Raw genomic sequence first — 17,259 nt, 5'->3', positions numbered from 1 at the left:
CATGCGGGAATCCTAGGGGAGGTCAGGCGGCGCGCCGATTTCGACCGGGACCTCGTGCTGGTGCTCGCCGAGCCATGCTCCGAGTTGCCACAGTGCGTCCTGCGACGAACAGCCGAGGACAGCGATCAGGGCCGCCGACGCGGGCTCCACCTGGAACGCTCCGGCCAGCGCGCGTGACTGCACGTGGTCTCCGGTGGCCTGGATGTACGTGTCGTCGCGGCTGATGAATCGCAGCACAGGAAGGTGTTCCGGGTCCTCGACGAACGGCGGCACGATCTCCCACCAGTGCACTTCGACGCGTTCCAGGTCGTGCCAGGCGAGGTGCGCCCACCCGCCCTCACGGGCCGACCCGGTGTGCAGGGCCAGGCCATCGGGGTCGAGGCGGAGGACGCCGTCGTACCGGAGGCGCGCGTTGTTGCCGATCAGGCCGACGACGCCCCAGCCGAGGATCAGCAGACCGGCTGCGGCGAGCAGGATCGCGTCGACGCGGTCCAGTGAGGCGAGGTCCTGAGTGAGGAGCGCGATCACCACGCTCACCGACAGGACGGCGCCCACCACAACGGCGACGAGACGCATCACGGACACCTGGCCGGCGGGCGCTGGCAGCCGAACTTCCAGTACGTCACTCATTCCGTTTGTCCTGCCATGGGCTGCACCCTAACCTCGGGGACGTGGAGTTGCCGCCCGTTGTCGAGTCCATCCACCTCGCCAAGGCGACGCGGCTGCCCATGCAGGCGAAGGCCACCGTCGAAGTGGAGGCCGGCAAGGGCATCGTGGGCGATCGGTACCACGGCACGCGGCACCGTCACGTCACCGTGCAGAGCCGGGAGTCGCTCAACGAGGCCGCCGCGGTCTACGGGCGTGAGGTGCCCTCGCACCTGACCCGACGGAACCTCACCGTCAGCCACGGCATCATCCCGCGGGACCCCGGCTCGCTGCTGAGGATCGGCGACGTACTGCTGGAAGCCGTACGGGTCGCCGCACCGTGCAAGCTGCTTGACGACACGATCGGCGCCGGCGCCCAAGAGGCGCTGCGCCGTCGTGCCGGCACCGTGTTCCGGGTGCTCGAGGGCGGGACGATCAGCGTCGGGGACGCTGTCGTCGGAGTCAGCTCTCCAGCGCCGCGTCCAGGATGATGCTGTCGACGCCGGCGAGCGCCTTGCTGATGATGCAACCGGCCTTCGCCTTCTCCGCTGCTGCGACGAAGCCGTCGTTGTCGAGACCTTCAGCTTCACCGCGGACGGTCAGCTTGATGAGGGTGATCCGGAAGCCTCCGGCCGGGTCGGGACCGAGCGTCACGTCGGCGGTGACGTCCAGCGCGATCGGAGTGCCGCCGGCGTCCGCGATCGCCTTCGACAGCGACATGGCGAAGCACGCGGAGTGGGCCGCGCCCACGAGTTCCTCGGGGCTCGTCGTACCGTCGGCCTCGTCGGCGGCGCGCTTCGGGAACGACACGTCGTAGGTGCCGACACCGGACGAGGTCAGCTCGACCTGTCCGGAACCATCCATGAGTCCGCCGTTCCAGGCGGTGCGTGCGGTGCGAATCGGCATGGGGAGACCTCTCGACGGGGATGAGGTCCCCACCGTACGACTCAACCGGTGGTGTCGACCACGCAGTCAGCGAGCACGGGGGAGCCGTTGCGGTCCCCGCCGTCGATCGCACCGGTGGCGACGATCCGGTCGCCCTCGCGCCAACCGGTGACCTTGATGGCCTCGCCGGGGAACACGACGCCGGCGAACCGGGCCGTGAAGCCGGCCACGGCGGCGGCGTCGCCACCGAGCAGGCCGTCGGTGAGCTCGCGCAGCACGATGCCGTAGGAGCACAGGCCGTGCAGGATCGGTGCGGGGAATCCGGCCGCCTTCGCGAAGTCCGGGTCGGCGTGCAGCGGGTTGCGGTCGCCGCAGAGGCGGTAGAGCAGGGCCTGCTGCGGTGTCACCGTGTACGACGACACGTGGTCGGGTGCACGCTCGGGCACCACGACGGGCTCACTCGTGCCACGGTCGCCGCCCCAGCCACCCTCGCCCTTGACGAAGATCGACGAGCGGACGCGCCACAGTTCCTCACCGGCGTCGGACGTCGCAACGGCCTCCTGCCAGATGACTGCGGCCTTGCCCTTGTCCCAGATGTCGGTGAGCGTGGTGCGGATCGTCGCCGTACCCGAGGTCGGCAGCGGCCCGGACACGGAGATCGACTGGGAGCCGTGGACGACCTGGGCCAGGTTGATGTCGCACCCCGGGAGGTCCAGCGGCGGCGGGTCGGTCTCGTGGAAGGTCGGTGCGACGACGCCGAACGACGGCAGCACCTGGAGCGCCGCGTTGTCGAGTGTGTAGCGGAGTGCAGCGGGTGCGAGGTTGTCGCCCGCGCGGGTGCCGGCGCCGATGCCGAGGTGGTACAGCAGGACGTCGGACTCGGTCCAGGAGAACGTGCGGGCGCCGAGGTCGGCTCCGATCGCGACGGACGGGTCGATGGGCATGTCAGTCGCTCCCGATGGTCGAGTCTGTCGAGACGATGTCTTCGACGGCGAGATAGCCGAACACGAGGGCGGGACCGATGGTGCCGCCCGGGCCCGGGTAGGTGTTGCCCATGACGGCAGACGAGACGTTGCCGGCGGCGTACAGGCCACCGATGACCGAGCCGTCCTCACGCAGCACGCGGGCGTGCTCGTCGGTGACCAGACCGCCCTTGGTGCCGAGGTCGCCCGGGACGATCTTGACCGCGTAGAACGGGCCCTTCTCGATCGGGGCGAGTGAGCAGTTCGGCTTCACCTTCGGGTCGGAGTAGTACTTGTCGTACGCGCTCTCGCCGCGGTGGAAGTCCTCGTCGACGCCGGTGCGGGCGAAGCCGTTGAAGCGCTCGACGGTTGAGCCCAGCGTGTCCGCCGGGACGCCGACCAGTTCGGCCAGTTCGGCGAGCGAGTCGGCGCGAGCGACGATCTTGTCCTTGTACCAACGGCCGGGGAACGGCTGCCGTCCGGGCACACCGGCGAAGAGGTACCGGTTGCGGTAGGTCTGGTCGAAGACCATGTAGGACGGCACGTGCGGGACGCCGGTGGCCTCGCCCTTGTAGATCTCGTGCGTGGCCTCGACGTAGGGGAGTGCTTCGTTCATGTACCGCTTGCCAGCGGAGTTCACGATGATCGATCCGGGCAGGTTGCGCTCGGCGAGGCAGAACCACGCGCGCCCCGGGAGCGGGATGGTCGGTCCCCACCAGGCGTCGTCGAGCAGGTCGGTGGCCGCGCCGGCGGTCATGCCGGCCAACAGGCCGCCACCGGTGTTGGACTTGGCTCCGGTCGACCAGTCCGTGGTGGTCGGCTGGGGGAGGAACTTCTCACGGAGTTCCTGGTTGTGCTCGAACCCGCCGGAGCCGAGGATCACGCCGCGCCGGGCCCGGATCTCGCGCCTTTCGGTGGTCGATCCTGTCGCGACCTCGACGACGACGCCGACCACGCGACCGTTCTCGACCAGGAGGTCCTGCAGCGCGGTCTCGTAGGCGACGGGCACGCCCGCGTCGGTGAGGCCCTTGCGCAGGCCGATCGCGATGGCGTTGCCCATCGCGAACATCTTCTTGCCGGTGGCGATCGCCAGCAGTCGCATCAGCATGACCCGGAACATCGTGAGCGGACCCTTGATCGAGCGCAGGCCGAGGTTGATCTTGCGGTAGTCGGCCTGGGTGACGATCAGGTTCGCGGGCGCCTTCGTGTACGCCGGGTGCAGGCGACGGAGTTCGTCGCCGAGGAAGCGTGCGTCCATGGGCACCGGCTCGACGCTGCGGCCGCGCGGGCGGCCTCCGGGCTGCTCGGGCAGGTAGTCGGCGTACTCCGGGACCCAGCGGAAGCGGACGGGGGTCTGCTCCTTGATGAAGTCCATGACCTCGGGGCCGCGGTCGATGTACGTGTCGCGGCGGATCTTCGGGACGGTGTCTCCGACGATCGAGTCGAGGTAGGTCTTGGACCTGTCGAGGTCATCGGGATCGTCCTGCCCGGCGGCCTTGAGCGCGTAGTTGCCCGGAATCCAGACACCTCCGCCGCTGCGGGCCGTGGAGCCACCGAAGTAGGCGCTCTTCTCGATGAGAATCGTGTCAAGGCCGTGGCGGCCGGCGCGCAGTGCTGCGCTCATGCCCGCGCCACCGGCGCCTACGACGACAACGTCGACCTCGGTCGGCAGGACGTCGCTCGTGGCGGCTGAGTGGGATCCCGTCATGGCACAAAACTGTAACAGGTTCTAGTATCTCCATCGTGACTACTCCCACTGCCGTCGAGGCCGCCGTGGCCCGCCTGGCGGATGCCCAGAAAACGCGGGTGCCCTGTGCGGCCGTTCGCGACCTGATCGGCACCGATGACCTCCCGACGGCGTACGCCGTCCAGCAGGGTCTGGTGCAGGCCCGGCTCGCCGGTGGCGTGACCGTCGTGGGCCGCAAGATCGGCGCGACCTCCGAGGCCGTTCAGCGCCAGCTCGGCGTGGACCAGCCCGACTTCGGCTACCTGCTCAGCGACATGGACGTCAGCTACGGCGTCGACGGCCGCCCGATTTCCATGAGCACGCTCGTCCAGCCGCGGGTGGAGGCGGAGGTCGCCTTCATCCTGGCCGCCGACATCAACCCTGCCAGCGAGGACGAGATCACCCTCGACCTGGTGCGCGCCGCCGTCGACGTGGCCATCCCGGCCCTGGAGATCGTCGACTCCCGGATCGAGAACTGGGACATCGGCTTCACCGACACCGTGGCCGACAACGCGTCCAGCGGTCTCTACGTCGTCGGGAATGAAGGCCGTCGCCTCGAGGAGTTCGAGCCGCGTGACGTCGTCATGTCGCTCACCATCAACGGCGAGGAACGCTCTGCGGGCACCGGTGCCGCCTGCCTGGGCGACCCGCTCGAGGCCCTGCGCTGGCTCGCCGTCCAGGCGTACCGCTTCGGAGACCCGCTGCGCGCCGGCCACCTGATCCTGTCCGGGGCCCTGGGCCCCTTCGTGCCGTTCGCCCCGGGTGACCGGGTGTCGGCATCCATCAGCGGCTTCGCGCCCCTGACTGTTGAGTTCGAGGAGTAGAGATGGCAAGGAAACTGACCGCCGCAATCGTTGGGCCGGGCAACATCGGCACCGACCTGCTCTTCAAGCTGCTGCGAAGCGATGTGGTCGAGCCGCGCTGGATGATCGGTGTCGACGCCGCCAGTGAGGGCCTGCGGATCGCGTCCGACAAGGGCCTTGAGGTCAGCCACGAGGGTGTGGACTGGCTGCTGAAGCAGGACGAGTTGCCCGACCTGTTGTTCGAAGCGACGTCTGCGTATGTGCACCGCGAGTACGCGCCGCGGTATGCCGAGGCCGGCATCCGTGCGATCGACCTGACCCCGGCCGCGGTGGGCCCGGCAGTCATCCCGCCGGTCAACGGTCTCGAACACGTCGGTGCGATGAACGTCAACATGATCACCTGCGGTGGCCAGGCCACGATCCCGATGGTCAACGCCGTCTCCCGGATCACCCCGGTGCCGTACGCGGAGATCGTGGCATCGGTGTCGAGTGTCTCGGCTGGTCCGGGTACCCGCGCCAACATTGATGAGTTCACCAGCACCACGTCGGCCGGCGTCGTGAGCATCGGTGGTGCCGAGCGCGGCAAGGCGATCATCATCCTCAATCCCGCCGAGCCGCCGATGATCATGCGCGACACGATCTTCTGCGCCGTCGACCCCGACGCCGACGAGGACGCCATCGCCGAGTCGGTGCACCGCATGGAGAAGGCCGTCCAGGAGTACGTCCCCGGCTACCGGTTGCTGCAGGAGCCCCAGTTCGACGGGCCCTCGGAGGCGACCCAGGGTCGCAAGCGGGTCTCCATCTTCGTGGAGGTCGAGGGCGCGGGCGACTTCTTGCCGCCGTACTCGGGAAACCTGGACATCATGACCGCCGCTGCTGCGCAGGTCGGCGAGAACATCGCCCGTCACATCATCGGGAGCAACTGACATGACCGACCTCAACACCCTCCAGCGCACCTGGTCCGGCACCCACGGCGACGAGCCGTTCGGCAAGCTCGACCTCCGCCTGACCGACACCTGTTTGCGCGATGGTTCGCACCACAAGCGGCACCAGTTCACGGCGACCGAGGTGCACGACATCGTCGAAGCCCTCGACAACTCGGGCGTCCCGGTCATCGAGGTGACCCACGGCGACGGTCTCGGCGGGTCGAGTTTCAACTACGGCTTCTCCCGTACCCCGGAGCAGGAACTCATCAAGATCGCCGCCGAGACGGCCAAGCGGGCCAAGATCGCCTTCCTGATGCTCCCCGGCCTCGGCACCAAGGACGACATCCGGGCTGCGCAGGACAACGGCGGCCAGATCTGCCGCGTCGCCACGCACTGCACCGAAGCCGACGTCTCCATCCAGCACTTCGGCCTGGCCCGCGACCTCGGTCTCGAGACCGTCGGGTTCTTGATGATGTCCCACACCCAGTCGCCGGAAGTGCTGGCGAAGCAGGCGCGGATCATGGTCGACGCCGGCTGCCAGTGCGTGTACGTCGTCGACTCGGCCGGTGCGCTCATCATGGAACAGACCGCCGACCGCGTCTCCGCGGTCGTCGCCGAGATCGGCCACCAGGCCGACGTCGGCTTCCACGGCCACGAGAACCTCGGCCTCGGGGTCTCCAACACCGTGATCGCCGCCCGGGCAGGTGCCACCCAGATCGACGGCTCGGTCCGGCGCTTCGGTGCCGGCGCTGGGAACACGCCGCTCGAGGCGTTCGTCGGGGTCGCCGACAAGCTCGGCTGGACCACCGGGGTCGACTTCCTCAAGATCGTCGACGCCTCCGAGGACGTCATCAAGCCGGCCATGCCCGAGGAGTGCCAGCTCGACCGGATGACGCTGATGATGGGCTACGCCGGCGTCTACTCCTCCTTCCTCAAGCACGCCGGGAACGCGGCCGAACGCTACGGCGTCTCGGGTGCCCAGATCCTCCTCGAGGCCGGCCGACGCAAGCTGATCGGCGGCCAGGAAGACCAACTCATCGACATCGCGCTGATGCTCAAGGCTCGCGATGCAGAGGTCGTTGGCGTGTAGTACTTGCCAAAACTAGAACGTGTTCTATTATTGACCTTGACGGACTGTCGCAGAAATCAGGAGCTCCCCAATGAACCAGGACTTCGCCCCCGAGGTGAACGCCGTACTTGACGGCGTGCGTGACCTGCTTCCCACCATTCGCGAGCGAGCCGAAGAGGGCGAGCGTCTGCGCGTCATTCCGGACGCCTCCATCAAGGAGCTCGAGGAGACCGGCTTCTTCCGGCTCCTCCAGCCGAAGCGGTACGGCGGCATGGAAGCCGACCCCGTTGCCTTCTACACCGCCGTGCGCGACATCGCCTCGGCCGACGGCGCGACCGGCTGGGTCTCCAGCGTCGTGGGTGTCCACCCGTGGCAGGTCGGCCTGTTCGCCGACGAGGCACAGCAGGCCGTGTGGGGTGACGACCAGACGGTGCGTCTCTCGTCGTCGTACGCCCCGACCGGCAAGGCGATCCTGACCGAGGGTGGCTTCACGCTCTCGGGCAAGTGGAGCTTCTCCTCCGGCAGCGACCACTGCACGTGGGTGCTGCTCGGTGGACTCGTCTTCAACGAGGACGGCCAGATCGTCGACTTCCGCACGTTCATGATCCCGCGGGACAAGTACCAGATCGTCGACGTCTGGAACGTCGTCGGTCTGCGCGGCACCGGCTCCAACGACATCGTCGTCGACGAGGTCTTCGTCCCCGAGGCATTCACGCTCTCGATGGGGGAGACCGGCGCGTGCAAGGGTCCCGGCCAGGCCGTGAACACCAGTGACCTCTACAAGCTGCCGTTCCACTCGATCTTCACCTCGACCATCGCCACGCCGATCATCGGCATGGCCAAGGGTGCGTACGCCGAGCACGTCGAGATGCAGCAGAAGCGCGTCCGCGCGGCGTACCTCGGTGAGAAGGCCTCGCTCGACCCGTTCGCTGCGGTCCGCGTCGCGCGTTCCTCCTCGGAGATCGACGCAGCCTGGGCACTGCTGATCAGCAACATCCGCGAGGAGCAGGCCCACGTCGCGCGTGGCGAGCAGATCCCGCTCGAACTGCGCCTGCGTGTCCGTCGCGACCAGGTGCTCGGCACCTCCCGCGCCATCGAGGCGATCGACTCGCTCTTCGAGGCATCGGGTGGCCGTGCGCTCGCCGAGGGCACCTACCTGCAGCGTGCCTGGCGCGACGCGCACGCCGGTCGCGTGCACGCTGCCAACGACCCCGAGCGGGCGCTCCAGATGTACGGCGCCCAGCAGTTCGGTCACAAGGTCGACCCGGGGATGTACTGACCGTGGCCAGCCAGGAATTGGATTGCTCCAAAGAGGCGACCCGCCGCTCGGCCAAGGCCGGCGACATCACGCTGAACTACTACGAGGCCGGGGTCTCGACGAGCTCGACCAACGGTGAGCTCGTGGGTGGAGGGCTGCCGTTCGTCCTGCTGCACGGCGGCGGTCCGGGCGCCTCGGCGTGGAGCAACTTCGGCTCCGCGCTGCCCCGCTTCGCCGCGACGTTCCGGACCCTGCTGGTCGACCAGCCGGGCTTCGGCTCCTCGGACAAGCCGGAGGTCACGGCGAACTACTTCCGGCACTCGGCGTCGTACCTGCTCAAGCTGCTCGACGAGCTGCAGATCGAGAAGATCCACCTGCTCGGCAACTCGCTGGGTGGCGGCACCGCCATGCGTTTCGCGCTGGAGAACCCCGACCGCGTCGGTCGGCTCGTGCTGATGGGCCCCGGTGGCCTGTCGGTGAACCTGTTCCACGCCGACCCCACCGAGGGTGTCCAGCGTTTGATGGACTTCTCCATGAACCCGAGCCGCGAGGCGCTGCGGGCGTTCATCTCGACGATGGTCGTCAACCAGAAGCTGGTGACCGACGAGCTGGTCGAGGAGCGGTTCGCCGACGCCACCGCGCCGGGCTCGCTCGAGGCGATGCGATCGATGGGCATGTCCTTCTGGAACCCGGAGTGGGCCGAGGACGGCATGCTGTGGCGCGAAGCGCACCGGCTGCGCAAGCACACCCTGCTCACCTGGGGCCGCGAGGACCGGGTCAACCCGCTCGACGGCGCCCTGGTCGCGCTCAAGCAGATCCCCAAGGCCCAGCTCCACGTCTTCCCGAACTGCGGCCACTGGGCGCAGATCGAGGCGGCCGAGGAGTTCGCGGAGATCACCACGGCCTTCCTGGCCCGTCACAAGGAGCGCGCATGACCATCGACATCAAGTCCATGGGCTACATCCGCGTGGCCAGCACCGACCTCGCCGCCTGGTCGAAGTTCGCGGGCAAGGTTCTCGGCCTGGCCGAGGGCCGCGGCCCGAACCCGGACCACCAGTACTGGCGCATCGACGAGGTGTCGGCGCGAATTGTCGTCTTCCCCTCCGACGTCGACCAGCTCGACTGCACCGGCTGGGAGCTCGCTGACCACCAGGCGCTGCAGGCGGCGAGGGAGCACCTGCAGAAGGCCGGCGTGGAGTTCGAGGAGGGCACTCGCGAGGAGCTCGCCGAACGCCGCGTGCAGGAGCTCCTCCGGTTCCGCGACCCGTGGGACAACGTCTTCGAGCTCTACCACGGCATCACCTACGAATCGCGACCCGTCGTCACGCCGTACGCCGCGAAGTTCGTCACCGGCGACCAGGGCCTCGGTCACATCGTGGTCCCGGTGCTGGACGACGTGGAAGCGCTCCGCTTCTACACCGAGGTGCTCGGCTTCCGGCTGCGCGACTCGATGAGCATGCCGGGCGAGTTCGTCGGCAAGGAGCCGGGCAGCAAGGTCTGGCTCCGGTTCCTGGGCGTCAACCCGCGCCACCACTCTCTCGCGTTCCTGCCGATGCCGAACCCGAGCAAGTGCGTGCACGTCATGCTCGAGGTCGACGAACTCGACCACGTCGGCCGCGCCCTCGAGCGGGTCCGCAAGCACGGCTCGCCCCTGTCGGCGACGCTCGGTCGCCACATGAACGACGAGATGATCTCGTTCTACGTCAAGTCGCCCGGTGGCTTCGACATCGAGTTCGGCACCGACGGCATGACCGTCGATGACGGCCGCTGGGTCGCCCGTGAATCGACCGCAGTCTCGTACTGGGGTCACGTCTTCGGTGGCGGACACTGAGCGCCGACGGGACCGGGATCGCTACCGTGGAAGCCGTGCCGGCACCGAATGAGACCCCGCGGGGAGATGGCATCCCCGAGGGCATCAGCCTCGACGCGCGCGCCACCTGGCCGCCTCCCGAGCTGATCCAGTCCTTCCTTGGTGACGCCGACGTCGACTTCGAACTGCGACCCGGCGAAGAAGTTGCCGTCCACGACGACCCGGAGGCGCAGGCTGCTGCCCGCCAGTTCCGGGACGTCCTCGGCTGCTTCGCGTCTGGCATCACCGTGATCACCACGATGAGCGGCGGCGAACCGGTCGGCATGACCTGCCAGTCGTTCTCGAGCGTCTCGCTCGACCCGCCGCTGGTCATGTTCGTCCCGGCGCGGTCCTCGCGGGCCTGGCCCCTGATCCAGCGTTCGGGTCGGTTCTGCGTCAACGTGCTCGCCGCTGACCAGGAGCACGTCTCGGGCCAGATGGCCGCGAAGGGCGCCGACAAGTTCGCCGGCATCGGCTGGACGCCGGCCACCTCGACCGGCTCGCCGGTGATCGACGGTGCACTGGCGCACCTCGACTGCACGATCCACGCGGTCTACGAGGGCGGCGATCACTACGTCGTCATCGGCAAGGTCGAGCACCTCGAGGCGAACATCGCCGAGGCCGCGGTCGCCGAGCCCCTCCTCTATTTCAAGGGTCGGTACCGCACCACCGATTCGTGACCTGAGCACCTGCCCGCGCGTTACTCCCATGTAGTCCAGGGGGAACCGGGGGAAATGGCGTGCCAAGAACGTCTGTTGTGCGGTGGTCGGCTGCGGCCATCGGGTGCGTGCTCGCTCTCGGCTTCCTGTTGGCGACGCCCGCGGAGGGGCGCGTCCGGAGCGAGGGCCAGGGCCCCGTCGCGCTGGCCAACACCGCCGTCGCAGCTTCACTCGATCCCACGGGTGTCGAGTCCTACTGGACCGCCGACCGGATGAAGGCGGCGCGACCGCTCGGTCTCGATGAACTCGGCGACGTGATCCGGCCCCGCCCTGCCACGCCCCGGTCGACGAGCCGCGCCGCTGCGCTGGCGGCGCCGCGCAGCGTCGGCAAACTGTTCTTCACCACGCCCGAGGGCAACGCCGTGTGTTCTGCGGCCTCCGTCAACACAGCCGCGAAGAATCTCATCATCACCGCGGCGCACTGCGCGCACAGCGGCATGCCGAAGCGGTGCGGGTTCCTGGGCGGCCAGACCTGTCCCGGTGCGTACTACACCAACTTCCTCTTCGTCCCGCGGTACGCCGACGGCAGCGCGCCCGACGGCAAGTGGGTCGGTACGCGGGCCTACACCCACAGTCAGTGGGTCAGCGAGGAGGACCTGGCGTTCGACCAAGCCCTGATTGCCGTGGCGCCGCGCGCCGGGCGCAACCTCGTCAATGTCGTCGGCGGCAACGCCGTGGCGTGGAACTACCCGATTCGCGAGGACCGCGTCGGTGTGTGGGGTTGGCCCGCCGAGTCGCCGTACGACGGCGAGAAGGTCCAGAAGTGTGCCGGCAGTACGACGCTCTACGCCGGAAGCGACGCAAGGATTGCCTGCCCGATGAACGGCGGTGCGAGCGGCGGTCCCTGGTTCATCTCGATGACCAACGCCAATGTCGGGTACATCTGGGCCGTCACGTCCCGTCGAACCACCAGCGGCACGCCGTACCTGATCGCAGACCCGTTCGGGAACGAGATCAAGACCCTCTTCAGCTCCGCGCGGACGAACACGCCTGCCCGGGTGGCGGCACCGACGCCGGCGCCGCGGGTGTCGACGCGCGCAGCCCTGATTCCGCTGGTGGCAACCCCGAACCTGGTCCAGCGTGGACAACTGGTGCGACTGAGGGCCCGGACGTCGGCCCGGACCCGGACCTACCTGTCCGTGAAGTACTCGGCTGCCGGGGCCTGGCACCGGATCGGCAGCAAGCGAACGGACAGCAACGGCGTGGTGGTCTACAGCGTCCGGCCGACGCGGGTCGGGGTGCAGTGGTTCCGTGTCCGCACCGCAACGCGGAAGAGCGGAGCGGTCGGGGTGCGGGTGGTGGCGTGCCCGCTGCCGCTCGATCGGTCGCTGGCTGTGGTGAGCGCCACGGGTTGTACGCAGCCCGTGGGCTGACGAAATCCCCTGCTGCTAGGGCACCATCGAAGCGACATGCACAGCCTTGACCCCACCGAAGACTTCGCGATCCGCCTGCTGCGGCGTTTTTTGCTGCTCTGTGAGCACCCGCGCACGCGTCAGCGGATGCTGGGCCTGGTCAGGAACTCCACGCGCTTTGGTCCGGGTGCGCCCAAGCTCTATGGCTGGATCAACAAGGCCGTCCTGAATCCGCGCTTCATGCCCATCTCGGAGCGTCGCCAGATGTCGGCGATGAAGGCCGAACTGGTGGCGTCGCAGTTGATCGGGCTGGCCATGGCTCGCTACGTCCTGAAACTGGAACCGCTGGCCTCCGCGACGGTCGACGAGGTCGTGCGTCTGGCCGCGCCCTCGATCCGTGCGGCGCTCCAGGGCGAGGACGGCTTCACGGCCGTCGTCCATCCGGAGACCAATTCGCTGGTGCCCCCGCCGTCCCGGAGCAGCCGGCGCGTGATCAGAGCGCCACGGATTCCCGGTGTCGGTGCGGTGCGCCGAAGAGGTGACTCAGCGAATGAGCTCGCTTGAAGACCAGGTGCGCGTCGTGTTCCCAGGTGATCGCGATGCCCCCGTGCAGCTGGATGCACTCGCTCGCCGCCAGCTGAGCCGTCTCGAGCGCGTACGACGCCGCTGAGTGGGTCAGGAACGCCGCGTCGCCGGGGTCTTCGCCCTCGGCCAGTGCGTACGACGCCGCCCAGCTCGCTGAGCGCGCCAGCTCGGTCCGGGCGAACACCTCGGCCAGGCGGTGCTTGATCGCCTGGAAGGAGCCGATCGGGCGGCCGAACTGGACCCGTTCCTTCGTGTAGTCGGTGGTCATCTGCAGGGCTCGGTCGCACAGGCCGACAGCGAGCGCGGAAACGGCCGCTGCGCCAATGAGTTCGGCGCGCTTGCGTGCCGCCGCGCCGTCGCCGACGACGGTCGTCTGCGCGCCGTCGAGGTCCAGGCGGCCGAGCCGGACGGACTGGTCCATCGACTCGGTCCACGTGGTGGTGGCGCCGGCGACCTCGACGAGGTCGTTCCCGACGACGGCCAGCACGATGGCGGCGCGGTCGGCATCCATCACCGGACCGTCGAGCACGATCGTCGCGATCTCGCCGGCCGCGATGCGGGGGAGCAGGCGCTGCTTCGCGTCCTCCATGCCTGCTGCGAGCAGGGCTTCGGCTGCCACGACCGTGGCGAGCAGCGGAGAGGGCGCGAGTGAGCGGCCGAGCTCCTCCAGGACCACGGCGGTCTCGAAGAACGTGGCGCCCACGCCGTCGTACTGCTCGGGGATGTTGAGGGCCGCGACACCGATCTGTTCACACAGGGTCGCCCAGAGCGCTTCGTCGTGGCCGGTGGGCGACGTCGAGGCGGCACGCACGGCGGTGGAGTCGGCCCGCTTCTCCAGCACGCTCCGGATGGTGGAGGCGAGTTCGGCCTGCTCCTCGCTGAGTGCGAACCTCATCGCGCCGCCAGCAGCGAGTCGAGAATGCGCGCACGGTGGAACGCCGGCGTTCCCCAGGCGGTGACCAGGGCCCGGATCTTCGTGATCCAGATGCTGAGGTCGAACTCCTGGGTGTAGCCGATCGCTCCGTGGACCTGGAGGCCCACCCGCGAGGCGAGGTAGGCCGCGTCTCCGCAGGCGACCTTGGCGGCCGACACCGACCGCGGCGTCGGGTCGAGGGCGGCGCCGAAGACCAGTGGCCGCGCGAAGTCCAGCGCGATCCGCACGTCGGCCAGCTGGTGCTTGATCGCCTGGTAGGAACCGATCTCGCGCCCGAACTGCTTGCGCTGCTTCACGTAGGTGACCGAGTCCGCGAGCACCCGTTCGCCCGCGCCGAGGAGTTGGGCGGCGGTGGCGAGGACAGCCAGGTCGAACGCCTCGGTGGTTGAGGTGCGAGCGTCAGCGAGCCTCGAAACCTCCGGGCTGACGTCGAAGAGGCGCCGCGCCCGATCCACGGAGACGTGCAGCTCACCGGCCGTTGCCTCGGACAAACCGTCCGGCCCGGCGACGTACACCTCGTCAGCGACATCCGCGTCGAGCGCGTAGGGCACGTGCGGAGGGACCGCCACCGTGGCCACACCCTCGATCTCGCGACCCAGGGCGAGCGGCAGGTAGGCCGCCGACTCGACCCACGGCCCGGGGACCGCATGCCGCCCGAGCGCCTCGAACGCGACGCAGATCTCGACGGGCGTCGCCTCGGTGGCGAGCATCGTGAGGCCCTGCTCGGCGAGCCGCTGCCAGAGCTTGAGTCCGGCGTCGTGGTTGCCCTCGGCCCACGCGCGGGCGGCTCCGACGGTGTCGGAGGCGGACAGCAAGGACTCGAGGGATGCCGCGAAGTCCTGCTGGTCGGTGGTGAGTTCGAATCTCACTTCTGGACTCCCTTCGGCTCGCGCGGCAGACCGAGGATCCGCTCGGCGATGATGTTGCGCTGGATCTCGTTGGTGCCCGCGTAGATCGGACCGGACAGCGAGAAGGTGTAGCCGTCGAGCCAGCGCGACTCGAGCTCAGCCGAGGAGCCGAGCAGGTCGAGGGCGGTCTCGTGCAGGGCGATGTCGAGCTCGCTCCACCACACCTTGTTGACCGAGCCAGCGGCGCCGATGTCGCCGCCGTCCTTGAGCTTCGTGACCGTGCCCCACGTGTAGAGGCGGTAGGCCTCGGCCTTGATCCATGCGTCGACGGCCGCGTCCGCCGCCGCTGGTTGAGGTGCGAGCTCGCGAGCCTCGAAACCAAGGCGCTCCTCGTACAAGGTGACGAGCCGGTCGGCCGCGGCAGTGAACCGGCCAGGGGAGCGCAGCGAGAGACCGCGCTCGTTGCCCGCCGTACTCATGGCCACGCGCCAGCCGTCACCGGGGGCGCCGAGGACGTCGGCGTCAGGGACGAAGACGTCGTCGAAGAACACCTCTGCGAAGCCGGCTTCACCGTCGAGTTGGGCGATCGGGCGCACCGTGACGCCGTCGGCGTCGAGGGGGAACAGGAAGTAGGTGAGCCCGGAGTGCTTCTGTGCCTCCGGGTCGCTGCGGAACAGGCCGAAGCCCCAATGGGCGAGGGCGGCGCGCGAGCACCAGATCTTCTGGCCGTTGAGCACCCAGCCCCCGCGGTCGTCGTCCCGGCGGGCGGTCGAGCGCAGCGAGGCGAGGTCGGAGCCGGCCTCGGGCTCGCTCCAGCACTGGGCCCAGACCTTCTCGCCGGTCGCCATCGACGGCAGGAACCGGTCCTGCTGGTCCTTGGTGCCGTGCTCGAACAGGATCGGAGACAGCAGGAAGATTCCGTTCTGGCCCACCCGCAGGGGTGCGTCGGCTCGGTAGTACTCCTCTTCGAAGATGACCCACTCGACCAGTGAAGCGCCGCGGCCGTGGTACTCCTCGGGCCAGGACACGACGGACCACCGTGCCTCCGACAGCCTTGCTTCCCACTGGCGGTGCAGTTCGAAGCCCTCGGCGGTGTCCAGCGACGGCAGCGGCTCAGCCGGGACGTTCGCGGCCAGCCAGGCGCGTGCCTCGGCCTGGAAGGCCAGTTCGGACTCGCTCAGTTCGAGATCCATCAGTTTCTGTTCCTCAACTCTGTCTTCAGGACTTTCCCGCCCAGATTGCGGGGGAGTGCGTCGACGGTCTCCACCGATCGGGGCACCTTGAAGTTGGCGAGGCGGTCCTTCGCGAACGCGATGACTTCCTCGGCCGACGGCGTACCGACGAGAAAGGCCTTGCCCACCTCGCCCATCCGCTCGTCGGGGACGCCGATGACGGCGACGTCGGTGACGCCGTCCATCCGCATCAGCGCCTGTTCGACTTCGGCCGGGTAGACGTTGAATCCGCCGGAGATGTACATGTCCTTGAGGCGGTCGGTGATCTTCAGGTTGCCCTGTTCGTCCATCACGCCGATGTCGCCGGTGTGCAGCCAGCCGTCGGTGTCGATCGCCTCGGCGGTCGCCTCGGGGTTGTCGAGGTAGCCGAGCATCACGAAGTCGCCGCGGACGAGGAGTTCGCCGGATTCGTCGATCCGGGTCTCCATCCGCGGGATCGCGCGTCCACAGGTCGTGGCGACCAATTCGGTCGGGTCGCCGTCGCGGGCCATCGTCACGACAACCGCCTCGGTCATGCCGAAGGCCGTGACCACGGTGTCGATGCCGAGTTCCGCACGCATTCGCTCGATGAGTACGACGGGCACGACCGCGGCACCGGTCACTGCGAGTCGCAACGAGGTGAGGTCATGGTCGGCGCGGCTCGGGGCGGCCAGGATCGACTGGTAGATCGCGGGCGCTCCCGGCAGCACGGTGATCTGCGCCGACTCGATGAGCGCCAACGTCTTGTCGAGGTCGAAGGTGGCGAGCGGGTACAGCGTCGCGCCGGTGGTCAGCCCGGTGACGATGCCGACCTTGTAACCGAACGCGTGGAAGAACGGGTTGACCACGAGGTAGCGGTCGTCAGCGGTCACTCCGCCGAGTTCGCCCCACGCCCGCGCGACACCGACGGTCTGGCGGTGAGCGCTCATCGCGCCCTTCGGCTGCCCCGTCGTGCCGGAGGTGAAGAGGATGTCGGCGACGTCGTCGGGGGTGACGGCTTCAGCGGTCTCGTCGATCGCGCCGGGGTCCACGGCGAGGTCCGCCAGTGCAGCGATGTCGATGACCTCGCGGACGTTGCTCAGGCTGGAGGCATTCCGCAGTTCGTCGATCTGGTGGCGGCCCAGGAAGCCGTCGGCCACGATCACCAGGCTGGCCCCCGACCGGTCGATGATGTCGGCGGCCTCGTGGCCGGTGTAGCGGGAGTTCAGGGGCACCAGGGTGCCGCCGGCGTAGGAGACAGCAAGGGCGGCGACGACCCAGTCGATGCTGTTCGGCGCCCAGATCGCGGCGCGTTCACCGGGCAGGAAGCCACGCTCCCGGTAACCGGCGGCGGTGCGTCGTACGGCCTCGAGGATCCCGGTGAATGAGACGGTGCGGTCACCGTCGACGTACGCCGGCTTCGCGCCGTACTGGTCCGCGGCCCTGCGCAAGACGGCGGGAATCGTGTCCATGCCTGCACCCTACCAAGCATTTGCTTGGTATGGTGG

The 17,259-nt window shown here is 68.7% G+C and carries 18 protein-coding genes; 10 read left to right on the top strand and 8 right to left on the bottom strand.

Translation table 11 applies throughout. The features are described from left to right. Positions 1–12 precede the first annotated feature (12 nt). Positions 13–630: a hypothetical protein gene (locus HRC28_RS16190; RefSeq protein ID WP_182376494.1), complete on the bottom strand. Its 618-nt coding sequence runs from the start codon at positions 628–630 to the stop codon at positions 13–15. A 41-nt stretch (positions 631–671) separates the two neighbouring features. Between HRC28_RS16190 and HRC28_RS16185 the strand changes: the two genes are divergently transcribed. Next, positions 672–1,136 carry an MOSC domain-containing protein gene (locus HRC28_RS16185; RefSeq protein WP_202033095.1) on the top strand — a complete coding sequence of 155 codons (465 nt, stop codon included), beginning with the start codon at positions 672–674 and terminating at the stop codon, positions 1,134–1,136. On the opposite strand, the gene HRC28_RS16180 is transcribed toward HRC28_RS16185, so the two are convergent. From HRC28_RS16180 to kstD, 3 genes are read right to left on the bottom strand one after another with little or no spacing between them, the layout of a single operon-like run. After that, positions 1,108–1,551, bottom strand: a complete 444-nt coding sequence (locus HRC28_RS16180; protein WP_182376493.1) for an OsmC family peroxiredoxin — start codon at positions 1,549–1,551, stop codon at positions 1,108–1,110. The genes HRC28_RS16185 and HRC28_RS16180 overlap by 29 nt on opposite strands. A 41-nt stretch (positions 1,552–1,592) precedes the next feature. After that, on the bottom strand, positions 1,593–2,474 hold the full coding sequence (locus HRC28_RS16175) for a MaoC/PaaZ C-terminal domain-containing protein (RefSeq protein WP_182376492.1): 882 nt from the start codon (positions 2,472–2,474) through the stop codon (positions 1,593–1,595). A gap of 1 nt (position 2,475) precedes the next feature. Continuing rightward, a complete protein-coding gene (kstD, locus tag HRC28_RS16170; RefSeq protein ID WP_182376491.1) occupies positions 2,476–4,200 on the bottom strand; it encodes a 3-oxosteroid 1-dehydrogenase in 1,725 nt (574 codons plus the stop codon). Positions 4,201–4,235: 35 nt separating this feature from the next. On the opposite strand from kstD, the gene HRC28_RS16165 reads away from it, so the two are divergent. The 9 genes from HRC28_RS16165 (at position 4,236) to HRC28_RS16125 (ending at position 12,758) form a co-directional block, all read left to right on the top strand. Further along, the gene (locus tag HRC28_RS16165) at positions 4,236–5,042 is read left to right on the top strand and encodes a fumarylacetoacetate hydrolase family protein (RefSeq protein ID WP_237111525.1); all 807 of its coding nucleotides are present in this window, start codon (positions 4,236–4,238) and stop codon (positions 5,040–5,042) included. 2 nt (positions 5,043–5,044) lie between these two features. Further along, positions 5,045–5,947, top strand: a complete 903-nt coding sequence (locus HRC28_RS16160; RefSeq protein ID WP_182376490.1) for an acetaldehyde dehydrogenase (acetylating) — start codon at positions 5,045–5,047, stop codon at positions 5,945–5,947. 1 nt (position 5,948) lies between these two features. After that, on the top strand, positions 5,949–7,037 hold the full coding sequence (gene dmpG, locus HRC28_RS16155; RefSeq protein ID WP_182376489.1) for a 4-hydroxy-2-oxovalerate aldolase: 1,089 nt from the start codon (positions 5,949–5,951) through the stop codon (positions 7,035–7,037). A 70-nt stretch (positions 7,038–7,107) separates the two neighbouring features. After that, positions 7,108–8,295, top strand: a complete 1,188-nt coding sequence (gene hsaA, locus HRC28_RS16150) for a 3-hydroxy-9,10-secoandrosta-1,3,5(10)-triene-9,17-dione monooxygenase oxygenase subunit (RefSeq protein WP_182376488.1) — start codon at positions 7,108–7,110, stop codon at positions 8,293–8,295. Positions 8,296–8,297: 2 nt separating this feature from the next. Next, positions 8,298–9,209 (top strand): 4,5:9,10-diseco-3-hydroxy-5,9,17-trioxoandrosta-1(10),2-diene-4-oate hydrolase, encoded by a 912-nt coding sequence (gene hsaD, locus HRC28_RS16145; protein WP_237111524.1) that lies wholly within the window; start codon positions 8,298–8,300, stop codon positions 9,207–9,209. Beyond that, complete coding sequence (gene hsaC, locus HRC28_RS16140) at positions 9,206–10,105, top strand: iron-dependent extradiol dioxygenase HsaC (protein WP_237111523.1); 900 nt, start codon at positions 9,206–9,208, stop codon at positions 10,103–10,105. Before hsaD ends, hsaC begins: the two co-directional genes overlap by 4 nt. Positions 10,106–10,140: 35 nt before the next feature. Beyond that, the gene (locus HRC28_RS16135) at positions 10,141–10,803 is read left to right on the top strand and encodes a flavin reductase family protein (protein WP_237111522.1); all 663 of its coding nucleotides are present in this window, start codon (positions 10,141–10,143) and stop codon (positions 10,801–10,803) included. 59 nt (positions 10,804–10,862) lie between these two features. Then, positions 10,863–12,215: a hypothetical protein gene (locus tag HRC28_RS16130; RefSeq protein WP_182376487.1), complete on the top strand. Its 1,353-nt coding sequence runs from the start codon at positions 10,863–10,865 to the stop codon at positions 12,213–12,215. A gap of 36 nt (positions 12,216–12,251) precedes the next feature. Further along, positions 12,252–12,758, top strand: a complete 507-nt coding sequence (locus HRC28_RS16125) for a hypothetical protein (RefSeq protein ID WP_182376486.1) — start codon at positions 12,252–12,254, stop codon at positions 12,756–12,758. Here the strand turns inward: HRC28_RS16125 and HRC28_RS16120 are convergent. The 4 genes from HRC28_RS16120 to HRC28_RS16105 are packed head-to-tail and all read right to left on the bottom strand — an operon-like array spanning position 12,688 to position 17,223. Next, entirely contained in the window at positions 12,688–13,674 is a 987-nt protein-coding gene (locus HRC28_RS16120) for an acyl-CoA dehydrogenase family protein (RefSeq protein WP_182376485.1), read from the bottom strand. The genes HRC28_RS16125 and HRC28_RS16120 overlap by 71 nt on opposite strands. Further along, positions 13,671–14,582 carry an acyl-CoA dehydrogenase family protein gene (locus HRC28_RS16115; RefSeq protein ID WP_182376484.1) on the bottom strand — a complete coding sequence of 304 codons (912 nt, stop codon included), beginning with the start codon at positions 14,580–14,582 and terminating at the stop codon, positions 13,671–13,673. The genes HRC28_RS16120 and HRC28_RS16115 overlap by 4 nt, the downstream gene beginning before the upstream one ends. Further along, positions 14,579–15,754, bottom strand: coding sequence for an acyl-CoA dehydrogenase family protein (locus tag HRC28_RS16110; protein WP_182376483.1), 1,176 nt, complete (start codon positions 15,752–15,754; stop codon positions 14,579–14,581). Before HRC28_RS16110 ends, HRC28_RS16115 begins: the two co-directional genes overlap by 4 nt. After that, positions 15,754–17,223: a FadD3 family acyl-CoA ligase gene (locus HRC28_RS16105; protein WP_182376482.1), complete on the bottom strand. Its 1,470-nt coding sequence runs from the start codon at positions 17,221–17,223 to the stop codon at positions 15,754–15,756. Before HRC28_RS16105 ends, HRC28_RS16110 begins: the two co-directional genes overlap by 1 nt. Between the last annotated feature and the right edge of the window lie 36 nt (positions 17,224–17,259).

This window comes from Nocardioides sp. WS12 (genome assembly GCF_014108865.1).
Taxonomy (GTDB): domain Bacteria; phylum Actinomycetota; class Actinomycetes; order Propionibacteriales; family Nocardioidaceae; genus Nocardioides.
The sequence above is the reverse complement of the archived record's forward strand: the minus strand, read 5'-3'. Positions and strand labels throughout refer to the sequence as shown.